Origin of the sequence: Psychroserpens sp. (assembly GCF_045105015.1) — a bacterium.
GTDB lineage: Bacteria > Bacteroidota > Bacteroidia > Flavobacteriales > Flavobacteriaceae > Psychroserpens.
The window spans coordinates 23,266-33,931 of record NZ_JBGCCX010000078.1; the positions used below are offsets into that span (position 1 = coordinate 23,266).

Here is a 10,666-nt window from a genome sequence, read left to right on the forward strand (position 1 = left end):
ACAAGATGAAAACAGTTAATCAAAAAATTCAAATTGATGGTATTGATAAAAAAATACTAAGGGCTTTAATGGCAGACGCCAGAACTCCTATTTTAGAAATTGCACGACAAGTCGGTATATCTGGAGCTGCGATTCATCAACGACTTAGAAAGTTAGAGAAGTCAAAACTAATTTCTGGATCTAAATTTGTCATAAACCCAAAAATATTAGGTTATACAACGATGGCATTTATTGGTGTTTTTTTAGACAAGGCTGTAAGTAATCCTGAGGCTGTAAAACAATTAAAAAAAATACCAGAAGTTTTAGAGTGTCATTACACAACTGGGAACTGGAGTGTGTTTATTAAAGTGCTCTGCAAAGACAATGAACATCTGATGCAAGTTCTTAATAGAGACATTCAATCCATTACTGGAGTTTCAAGAACAGAAACTTTTATTTCTTTAGATCAGCAAATCGATCGCCAGATTAAGATATAAAAAAAAGCATCCAAACTTGGATGCTTTTTTTTATTATAATTTATTTCATTTAGTCTCGACCACCAAAAACTTGAAGTGCCCAATATAACAAAGAAGCAAGTGCTCCAATTGCAGCCACTAAATAGGTTCTAGCTGCCCATTTTAAGGCATCCTCAGAACCTTTATATTCTTCTGGAGTAACCATGTTTTTTGCTTTTAACCAAGCAAGCGCTCTATTACTTGCATCATATTCAACAGGTAATGTTATAAAACTGAATAAGGTTGCAAATCCCATAAAAACTAATCCAGCAACAGCAACCCAATAACCTAATCCAACACCAGCGGCAGCTCCAAGAACCAAGCCTCCAATGACTAACCATTGAGACATACCAGAGGTTACACTTACAATTGGCACTAAAGCCGATCTCATACCTAAAGCACTGTAGGCCTGTGCATGTTGAACAGCATGACCAACCTCATGAGCAGCAACTGCAGCTGCAGCTGCATTTCGTTGATTATAAACGGCTTCACTTAAGTTTACAGTTTTATTTTTCGGATTGTAATGATCTGTTAATTGACCAGATACTGAAATTACCTCGACATCACTGATGCCATTATCTGCCAACATTTTCTCAGCAATCTCTTGTCCGCTCATCCCATTTCGTAATTGTACTTTAGAATATTTTGCAAACTTTCGTTTTAATTGATTACTGACTAACCAGCTCACTAAAGCAATCGCTCCAATTAACACGTAGTATCCCATCATTCCATTCATATTTTTTTATATTAAAATTTATAGTTTAAAGATAACAAAAAGTAAGCCAATATTTTTAGTGGAAATTTTGTCAGTATCATTCTATTGCAAGTGTAACTTTTGAAACCTTATTAGCTTCAAACACAATAAGTAATCGTTCTCGCTTTGATTTCATAAAACTTGGCGCTTGACCTAGTCTATAAGTGAACACATCCTTTTCATTAGTAAAGCTAGAATTTGGTTCTCCTAATATATCAATAACCTCATCTTTAGTTTTATTTATAAGGATTTGAGATTCAATAAGATCATCAACCATTTCATGTCGCTTTGAAGGCTGAGTGCTCCAGAGGTTTTTATCAAAACGCTCTTCAAATAAATAGATTAGTGATGTACTTAAAACAAAAGCAACAAAGAATAATAAACCAATCTTATCGTTTCTTTTTAGCTTGTTTAATCTAATCATTTTATCCTACAATATTGACAATTTTTCCTGGTACAACAATTACTTTTTTAGGGGTTCTTCCATCAAGTTGCGCTATGGTTTTTTCATGAGCCAAGACTGTTTTTTCAATATCTTCTTTACTCATATCTAAAGGTAATTCTAGAGTAAAGCGCATTTTACCGTTAAACGAAATCGGATAATTTTTGCTACTCTCTACCAAATGCTTTTCCTCAAATATTGGGAAAGCTACAGTTGAAATGGATTGAGAATAACCTAATTGATTCCATAATTCTTCTGCAATATGAGGCGCATAAGGTGAAATCAATATTAATAATGGTTCAAGAATATATTTGCTTGTACATTTTTGAGCAGTTAACTCATTTACAGCAATCATAAAGGTAGACACTGATGTATTGAACGAGAAATTCTCAATATCTTCTTCTACTTTCTTTATGGTTTTGTGTAATGTTTTTAAGTTTTCTTTTGAAGGCTCAGCATTATTGACATTTAAACCATCTTGACCAACATACAGCTTCCAAAGTTTTTTAAGAAACCCATGAACTCCAGTAATCCCAGCTGTATTCCAAGGCTTGGCTTGTTCTAAAGGACCCAAAAACATTTCGTACAATCTTAAACTATCTGCACCATATTGTTCGCATATAGCATCTGGATTGACAACATTGTATTTAGACTTAGACATTTTTTCGACTTCGCGACCTACTTTATAAACACCATCTTCTAAAATGAATTCAGCATTTTTAAACTCTGCTCTCCATTCTTTAAAAGCTTCAACATCGAGTTCATCTGAAGCATTGACAAATGAAACATCAGAATGTATTGCTTGAACTTCTTTATCCTCAATTAATCCTTTAGATAAAAATTTATTCGTTCCTTCTTCTCTGTAAACAAAAGCACTAGTTCCCAAAATCATCCCTTGGTTAATCAACTTCTTGAAAGGTTCATTGACACCAATAAACCCTCTATCCTTCATAAACTTCACCCAAAAACGAGAATACAACAAATGTCCAGTTGCATGCTCGCTTCCTCCAATATACAAATCGACATTTTCCCAATAATTTAATGCATCTTCAGTTGCAAAAGCACCATCACGATTGGCAACGTCTTCCATATATCTAAACATGTACCAAGAGCTTCCAGCCCAACCTGGCATAGTGTTAAGTTCTAGAGGAAATACAGTAGTATCATTGATTTCATCATTTGAAACTACCGAGTTACTTTCTGTACACCAAGCCCAAACATCAGCACGACCTAGAGGTGGTTCTCCTTCTTCAGTTGGCAAATATTTTTCAACTTCAGGCAAAACAATTGGCAAATGTTGTTGCTCTATCATTTGCGGCTTGCCATTTACATAATATACTGGAAATGGTTCGCCCCAATAACGTTGTCGGCTAAACACAGCATCTCTTAGTCTATAATTCGTTTTTCCTTCACCTTGACCCAATTGTTCTAATTCATAAATCGCGCGTTTGGTTGCTTTTTTATAATTCATTCCGTTAAGGAAATCACTATTGGCAATTTTCACATTGTCTTTTGAAGCAAAAGCTTCTTCAGAAATATCGGCACCTTCAAAAATGTTCGGTATTTCGATATTAAAATGTTTTGCAAAATCGTAATCACGTTGATCACCACAAGGTACAGACATTACTGCTCCTGTGCCGTAGCCAGCCAATACATAATCACCAATCCAAATTGGAATTGGTTCTTTAGTAAATGGATGCTCTGCATAAGCTCCTGTAAATACACCAGAAATGGTTTTTACATCTGCCATACGATCACGTTCACTACGTTTTGCAGTCGCTTCAATATAAGAGTCAACTTCAATTTTATGAGCTTCAGTTGTAATTTGAGATACCAAATCATGTTCAGGTGCTAAGGTCATAAACGATACACCAAAAATGGTATCAGGTCTTGTGGTAAAGACTTCAATTTTATGAGATGTCTCGACTGCACTCGACATGACATTGAAAGTTACTGAAGCACCTACAGATTTTCCAATCCAGTTGCGCTGACTTTCCTTCAATGAATCTGTCCAATCTATTGTTTCTAATCCTTGAAGTAAACGTTCAGCATAAGCAGAAATACGCATACTCCATTGCGTCATTTTCTTTCTAATCACAGGATGTCCACCACGTTCTGAAACACCATTGACAATCTCATCATTTGCTAAAACGGTTCCTAATGCTGGACACCAATTTACTTCAGTTTCTGCTAAATAAGTTAGTCTATATTTCAGTAAAATATCTTGTTGATCTTCTAAAGAAAAGGTTTTCCAATCTTCAGCAGAAAATGATTTCACATCATCATCACATATTGCATTGATTTTTGAATTTCCTTCAGTTTCAAACACTGAAACTAATTCAGAAATTGGTCTAGCCATATTCGAATCACTACAATAATAAGATTCAAACAATTGAATAAAAATCCATTGTGTCCATTTGTAATATTCAGGATTACTAGTGCGGACTTCTCTACTCCAATCAAATGAAAACCCAATTTGATCTAATTGACGCCTGTAAGTTTTGATATTTGTTTCAGTAGTAATTGCAGGATGCTGACCTGTTTGAATCGCATATTGCTCTGCAGGTAAACCGAAACTATCATATCCTTGAGGATGTAATACATTAAATCCTTTGTGGCGCTTGTATCTTGCATAAATATCACTGGCAATGTAACCTAATGGATGTCCGACATGTAAACCTGCTCCACTTGGATAAGGAAACATATCTAATACATAATATTTGGGCTTGTCACTATTATTTTCAGCTTTGAACGTTTGATGCTCTGCCCAATATTTTTGCCATTTGGCTTCTATCGCGTTAAAATGATAACTCATGATTTTTCTGCAAATTTAGACCGCAAATTTAAAGGTATTACAACACATTTAAAAGTTTAAGCGTTGTAAACATTATACAAACAAAATTGTTTTATATTTTTACACCATCAATGCCACGTTTATATGAGTTCATCTTTTGACAGATATCAAAAAAGAAAATTAATTACCTCTTACTTTTCAGTAGTAATAAGTATTGCTTTAGTCTTATTTCTACTAGGGTGTTTAGGTCTTTTAGTCTTAAATGCTAAGAAAGTAGCAGATCATTTTAGAGAACAAGTTGTCGTTACAATCTACTTAAGTGATTCAGCTAAGCAAGTTGAAGTTGATCAATTAGAAAACACTTTAGCAATGGCTGAATACACTAAGTCAACCGAATATGTGTCCAAAGAACAAGCTGCTGAATTAATGAAAGCTGAAACTGGAGAAGATTTTATGGATTTTGTTGGATACAATCCATTACAGAATTCAATTGATGTGTATTTGAAAGCAGACTATGTTACCAACGAAACCTTAGATGGCATAACAGAAGAGTTAGCAAACAAAAAGTTTATTGAAGATATCACGTACGACAATGACCTTGTTGAACTCATGAATAACAATGTTAAAAAAATTACGTTTTGGGTACTTTTACTTAGTGCTATCTTTACAATAATTGCTGTTTTATTAATAAACAGTTCAATCAGGCTAGCTGTGTATTCCAAACGATTTATTATTAAAACCATGCAAATGGTTGGCGCAACTAAAACATTTATTAGACGACCTTTTGTTTTCAAAAGTGTACAACTTGGTGTTATTGGTGCTATCGTAGCTTTAATAGGCATGGGAATTGTATTGTATTACTTAGACCAATATTTCCCAGAATTAGAATTACTCCAAAAACCTATTTTGGTTGGTAGCTTATTTGTTGGAATCTTTTTATTAGGTGTAATAATTACATGGATTAGTACATTTATTGCGACCCAACGTTTCTTAAATCTGAAAACTGATCAATTATACTATTAATATTTAATTAAGAATTTGCACTAAAATTTCTTTTATATTTACACCATAATAAAATCATGGGAGAACAAAAACGTAAGGAAACTGCTAAAAGCGAATTTATTTTCGGAAAGAAAAACTATAAATTCATGCTAATTGGGTTAGGTTTTATAGCACTTGGATTTATCTTAATGTCTGGTGGTGGAAGTGATGATCCTAATGTTTTTGATCCTTCAATATTTAGCTGGAGACGAATTCGTCTTGCTCCTACAATGGTATTAATTGGATTTGGCATTCAAGTCTATGCCATTCTTCTGAACCCAAATAAAGATTCAAAATCTTAATCACAAATTTCTTTTCTTTTTAGCTTTTGGTGTGTCTATTTTGATATTTTTGCCACATGGATATTATTAATTCAATTGTATTAGGAGTAATTCAAGGACTTACAGAGTTTCTTCCAGTGTCTTCAAGTGGCCATCTTGAACTAGGAAAGGCTATTCTTGGTGATGAGTCCGAACCTAAGAAAAGCTTATTGTTTACAGTTGTATTACATTTTGCTACTGCTTTAAGCACAATCGTTGTTTTTAGAAAAGATATTGTTGATATCATCAAAGGTATTTTAAAATTTGAGTGGAACGAAGACCTTCAATTTGCAGCTAAAATTGCTTTGTCTATGATTCCTGCCGTTATTATTGGACTCTTTTTTGAAGCGCAATTAGAACAGTTATTTGGAGGAAATATATTACTTGTTGGCTGTATGTTAATCATTACTGCTGCCTTATTATTTTTAGCAGATAAAGCTAAAGACACAAATAAGAAAGTAAGCTTTAAGAATGCATTAGTTATTGGTATTTCTCAAGCTATTGCAATGCTTCCAGGGATTTCAAGATCTGGAGCTACTATTTCTACGTCTGTATTATTAGGGAATGACAAAACTAAGGCGGCTCGTTTTTCTTTTTTAATGGTTGTGCCACTTATCTTCGGAAAGATTGCCAAAGATGTTCTAAGTGGTGACATTACCTATGACAGTGCAAACTTTACAAGCTTAAGTATTGGATTTATTGCTGCTTTTGTGTCTGGTTTATTCGCTTGTACATGGATGATTGCATTAGTAAAGAAAAGCAAGCTCTCTTACTTTGCAATTTACTGTTTGGTTGTTGGTGTAATAGCAATTGTGTTTGCTTTATTAAACAAATAAATATGACTGCTGAAAATTACCAAGCTGGACAAGTTTTACTTATTGACAAGCCATTAACATGGACCTCTTTTCAGGCTGTAAATAAGCTCCGTTGGGAAATTAGACAAGCGTTTAATATTAAAAAAATCAAAGTTGGACATGCTGGAACCTTAGACCCTTTAGCTACAGGTTTATTGATTATTTGCACTGGAAAAATGACGAAACAAATCAACACATTTCAAGGTCAAGACAAAGAATATACTGGAACTATTGTTATTGGAAGCACAACACCTTCATATGATTTAGAGACTGAAATCAATGCCAACTTTCCTACAGAGCACATTACTGAGAAATTAATTCATGAAACCACAAAACAGTTCAATGGCAGTATAGAACAATTTCCACCGATATTTTCTGCACTTAAGAAAGACGGAAAACGACTATATGAATTTGCTAGAGCTGGAGAAACGGTAGAAATCAAATCACGTACTGTACATATTTCAGAATTCGAAATCACAAAAATTGAAGGTAATGCTATAAATTTTAGAGTTGTTTGCAGTAAAGGAACTTATATAAGATCTTTAGCTCACGACTTCGGAAAAGCGCTAAAATCCGGTGCTCATCTTTCAGAATTACGTCGCACTAAAATTGGAGAATTTCATGTAAATGATGCCATGTCACCTGAAGATTTCATTGCAAAACTCTCACAAGATTAATTTGTTTTGAACTTAAATCACAACACGTTTTAGTCTAAAGTACTTATCTTAACGTATATTCTATACAAGGAAAAAACCAAATATTCATTTATTGAAGTTCATAGATCAACATAAAGCATTACTCATTACGATTCTGATTTCTGGAATACTAGTACTTGCTATGTTTAGTTTTCACATTTCGAAAAATACCGAATTTATTTCAGAGAGTTACTATGAAATAGAACCTCAAACTATTGAAGAATTAAAAGTTTTAGAAGAACGACTTAAAGCTGAAGAAGCTTTAAAAGCAACAACAAATGAAGCATTTAATGAAGATCAAGAGTTTAAAGAAATGATGAAAAATTTTAAATCAATGGCTTCAAACGATTTTGAAAAAACAACTCAAAAGCATGAAGAAATCACTGAAGAATCGTCTGAAATACTAGATGATATTATCACTTCTAATTCAAATTATAGTAGTTCAAAACAGTACGCTATTCAAGATAATGAACGTAAATCATTTAATAAGGCTAAAGATATTTTAGCATCACAATCGAATAAGAAAACGAGTAACGATTCCAAAGCGAATAGAAATAGTAGTGTGTCCTTTTCACTAAAAAATAGAACTAAAGTAAAACTTCCTCCTCCAGTCTATTTATGTGAAGTAACTGGGAAAATCATAGTTAATATAACAGTAGATAGTAACGGAATTGTAACCGACACCTATATCAATTCATCATCATCTTCGAGTAATCAATGTTTAATTGACCATGCATTGGAGTATGCTCAAAATGCTGTTTTTTCAGCTGACACTTCAACTAAAAGTCAGATTGGATCAATTACCTATTATTTTAAAGGCAAAAATTAAACACCTAATAAAGCAACCATATCACTAATGATATTTAGGCCTTTATTTTTATTGTACCAAAGCTGTAAATCCTCTTTAAACTCAGGTGTTAATTTACCGTGTACAGTTTTATAATCATTAACCATTTGTGTTGCTTCGCTTGGTCTTGGACCAAACGTATCAAGCACATCGCCAGTTGTATTGTCAATCATAATTAATTTGGCAATAGCGCGTCCACCATTAGTTAAAAACTGATCCATAAGTTCTGGATTCTCATCTCTAAAAACTAACTTTAAATTGATATTGTCAGATAATTCAGCCAACTTATTTAACACTGGGATCACATGAGCAGCATCTCCACACCAACTTTCAGTAATAACTAACCAAGTTACGTTTCCTTTAAAATTTGAAAATTTCTCTACGACTTCTTGAGAAGGTTTAACCGTCTTATCCCAACGCTTCATTCGTCGGTCATTAAGCATGGTGTAATTCACAAGTGCTTCCGTTTTATCATCTCCTGAATTCGATTCTTTTTCAACTAAATCACGAACTAAATTTCGGTACTCTTGATATGAAATTCCTTTTTGTAAGCTGTCGCTAATGGTGTTTTTTATTGATGTATGTTCCAAAGTTGTCATAATATTTTGTTGTGCAATTTAATGTAAACCTTACTATTGAAAAATGATTAAAATCATATAATTCAAAATCATTCATATAATGGTTATAACATAAGACGAGATATTACCAAAAAACTTACTATTTTTAAAATTCAATATTGTTTATGGAAAAACACAAATGTGGTTGGTGTCTTGGCAGTGATTTATATGAAGCTTATCATGATGAAGAATGGGGCGTTCCAGTAAAAGATGACGACACCTTATTTGAGTTTTTAATTTTAGAAACATTTCAAGCGGGTTTAAGTTGGATTACCGTTTTAAAAAAACGCGAAAACTTTAGGAAAGCTTTTGATCATTTCGATTATAAAAAAATCGCTAAATACAATCAAATAAAGATTGATAGCTTGTTAGAGAACAAAGGTATCATTAGAAACAAATTGAAAGTAAAAGCCACAATTACTAATGCTCAATCATTTATAAAAATTCAAAACGAATTTGGATCCTTTTCAAAATATATTTGGGATTTTGTAGATGGCAAACCCATAAAGAATACTTTAAAAAACTATAAGGATGCTCCTGCAAACACTGCTTTAAGTGATATCATAAGTAAAGATTTAAAAAGTCGTGGTTTTAAATTTGTGGGCTCGACAGTAGTCTATGCACATATGCAAGCAACCGGAATGATAAACGACCATGAAGTATCTTGTTTTAGATATCATGAAGTGTAAATCTTTAATGTAGATACTTTAAAAACGTTTCTCTAGGAATCTCTTCAGCTCCTAAACTTTCAAGATGATTAGTATACACTTGACAATCGATGAGTTTGTAATTTGTGTTTTGAATAAATGATATAAAACCTACTTTACTAGCATTACTTACTTTACTAAACATACTCTCGCCACAAAACATTCCATTTCCTAGATCAATACCATATAAGCCACCAACGAGATCTCCGTTAAGCCAAACTTCAACAGATTTTGCAATATTTAATTCATGTAATTTAATATATGCTTTTTTGAGATCGTTGGTTATCCAAGTACCTAGTTGTCCATCACGTTTCATTTTTGAACAGTTACTAATTACAGATTCAAAATCTTTATTCACTGTAATTTCAAAATCAGAATTCCGCAGTACTTGTCTCATACTTTTAGATATTTTCAATTTATCTGGAAATAACACAAAACGAGGATCTGGTGACCACCACAAAATAGGGCCTTCATCTTCAAACCATGGAAAAATACCACTCTTATAGGCTGCAATAAGTCGCTCAGTAGACAAATCGCCTCCAAACGCCAATAAGCCTTCTTTAGTCGCTTTTGAAACATCTGGAAATGTGATGTCTTTGCCTAAAAATTCCATATAAAACGAAACACAATTTTTTTATTTAAAATACAAAAAAAAGACTTCAATATGAGTATTGAAGTCTTAAAATTTAATTTTTAAGCTGTCTCTATTAAAAAGGAAGATCATCATGATCTTCTTCATTTAAATTCGTTGCTGGTTCAAATGCCTCAGCAGGAGCAGCTGGTGGCATATTATCTGCAGATGCTTGAAGATTTTCAATTCTCCAACCTTGAACTGAGTTAAAGTACTTAGTTTCCCCTTGAGGGTTTACCCATTCTCTTCCTCTAAGGTTGATATTTACTTTGACACCTTGACCAACTTGATAGTTGTTTAACAAATCTGTTTTATCCTGAACAAATTCAACCAAAATATGTTGCGGATATTGCTCTTCTGTAGTCACTACCAATTCTCTTTTTCTAAACCCATTGCTACCAAAGGTTTGTGTTTCGCCAATCATTTTGATTTTTCCTTGTACTTCCATTCTCGTAATACTTATAATTAAT

13 protein-coding genes are annotated in these 10,666 nt (G+C 33.1%); 7 read left to right on the top strand and 6 right to left on the bottom strand.

All coding sequences use genetic code 11. The annotated features are described in order from the left end of the window. Positions 1-5: 5 nt before the first annotated feature. The gene (locus AB8B90_RS06205; RefSeq protein ID WP_405334801.1) at positions 6-476 is read left to right on the top strand and encodes an Lrp/AsnC ligand binding domain-containing protein; all 471 of its coding nucleotides are present in this window, start codon (positions 6-8) and stop codon (positions 474-476) included. 49 nt (positions 477-525) lie between these two features. Here the strand turns inward: AB8B90_RS06205 and AB8B90_RS06210 are convergent, their stop codons facing one another. The 3 genes from AB8B90_RS06210 to leuS form a co-directional block, all read right to left on the bottom strand. Further along, positions 526-1,221, bottom strand: a complete 696-nt coding sequence (locus tag AB8B90_RS06210) for a zinc metallopeptidase (RefSeq protein ID WP_405334803.1) — start codon at positions 1,219-1,221, stop codon at positions 526-528. Between the two features lie 85 nt (positions 1,222-1,306). Next, entirely contained in the window at positions 1,307-1,672 is a 366-nt protein-coding gene (locus AB8B90_RS06215) for a hypothetical protein (protein WP_405334805.1), read from the bottom strand. 1 nt (position 1,673) lies between these two features. Beyond that, positions 1,674-4,505: a leucine--tRNA ligase gene (leuS, locus tag AB8B90_RS06220; RefSeq protein WP_405334807.1), complete on the bottom strand. Its 2,832-nt coding sequence runs from the start codon at positions 4,503-4,505 to the stop codon at positions 1,674-1,676. Between the two features lie 123 nt (positions 4,506-4,628). On the opposite strand from leuS, the gene AB8B90_RS06225 reads away from it, so the two are divergent. The 5 genes from AB8B90_RS06225 to AB8B90_RS06245 all read left to right on the top strand — a co-directional run bounded on the left by AB8B90_RS06225 (position 4,629) and on the right by AB8B90_RS06245 (position 8,223). Beyond that, positions 4,629-5,507: a cell division protein FtsX gene (locus AB8B90_RS06225; protein WP_405334809.1), complete on the top strand. Its 879-nt coding sequence runs from the start codon at positions 4,629-4,631 to the stop codon at positions 5,505-5,507. Between the two features lie 56 nt (positions 5,508-5,563). Beyond that, positions 5,564-5,827 carry a DUF3098 domain-containing protein gene (locus AB8B90_RS06230; protein WP_405334811.1) on the top strand — a complete coding sequence of 88 codons (264 nt, stop codon included), beginning with the start codon at positions 5,564-5,566 and terminating at the stop codon, positions 5,825-5,827. A 56-nt stretch (positions 5,828-5,883) separates the two neighbouring features. Further along, the gene (locus AB8B90_RS06235; RefSeq protein WP_405334813.1) at positions 5,884-6,681 is read left to right on the top strand and encodes an undecaprenyl-diphosphate phosphatase; all 798 of its coding nucleotides are present in this window, start codon (positions 5,884-5,886) and stop codon (positions 6,679-6,681) included. Between the two features lie 2 nt (positions 6,682-6,683). Beyond that, positions 6,684-7,376, top strand: a complete 693-nt coding sequence (truB, locus tag AB8B90_RS06240) for a tRNA pseudouridine(55) synthase TruB (RefSeq protein ID WP_405334815.1) — start codon at positions 6,684-6,686, stop codon at positions 7,374-7,376. A 91-nt stretch (positions 7,377-7,467) separates the two neighbouring features. Then, a complete protein-coding gene (locus AB8B90_RS06245) occupies positions 7,468-8,223 on the top strand; it encodes a hypothetical protein (protein ID WP_405334817.1) in 756 nt (251 codons plus the stop codon). Here AB8B90_RS06245 and AB8B90_RS06250 read toward each other — a convergent pair. Next, on the bottom strand, positions 8,220-8,840 hold the full coding sequence (locus tag AB8B90_RS06250) for a thioredoxin family protein (RefSeq protein WP_405334819.1): 621 nt from the start codon (positions 8,838-8,840) through the stop codon (positions 8,220-8,222). The two genes, AB8B90_RS06245 and AB8B90_RS06250, sit on opposite strands and share 4 nt — an antisense overlap. A gap of 143 nt (positions 8,841-8,983) precedes the next feature. On the opposite strand from AB8B90_RS06250, the gene AB8B90_RS06255 reads away from it, so the two are divergent. Next, on the top strand, positions 8,984-9,547 hold the full coding sequence (locus AB8B90_RS06255) for a DNA-3-methyladenine glycosylase I (RefSeq protein WP_405334821.1): 564 nt from the start codon (positions 8,984-8,986) through the stop codon (positions 9,545-9,547). A gap of 4 nt (positions 9,548-9,551) precedes the next feature. Here the strand turns inward: AB8B90_RS06255 and aat are convergent, their stop codons facing one another. Both aat and AB8B90_RS06265 read right to left on the bottom strand, forming a co-directional pair. Further along, positions 9,552-10,178, bottom strand: coding sequence for a leucyl/phenylalanyl-tRNA--protein transferase (gene aat / locus AB8B90_RS06260; RefSeq protein WP_405334823.1), 627 nt, complete (start codon positions 10,176-10,178; stop codon positions 9,552-9,554). 94 nt (positions 10,179-10,272) lie between these two features. Next, positions 10,273-10,644: a DUF3127 domain-containing protein gene (locus AB8B90_RS06265; RefSeq protein ID WP_405334825.1), complete on the bottom strand. Its 372-nt coding sequence runs from the start codon at positions 10,642-10,644 to the stop codon at positions 10,273-10,275. Between the last annotated feature and the right edge of the window lie 22 nt (positions 10,645-10,666).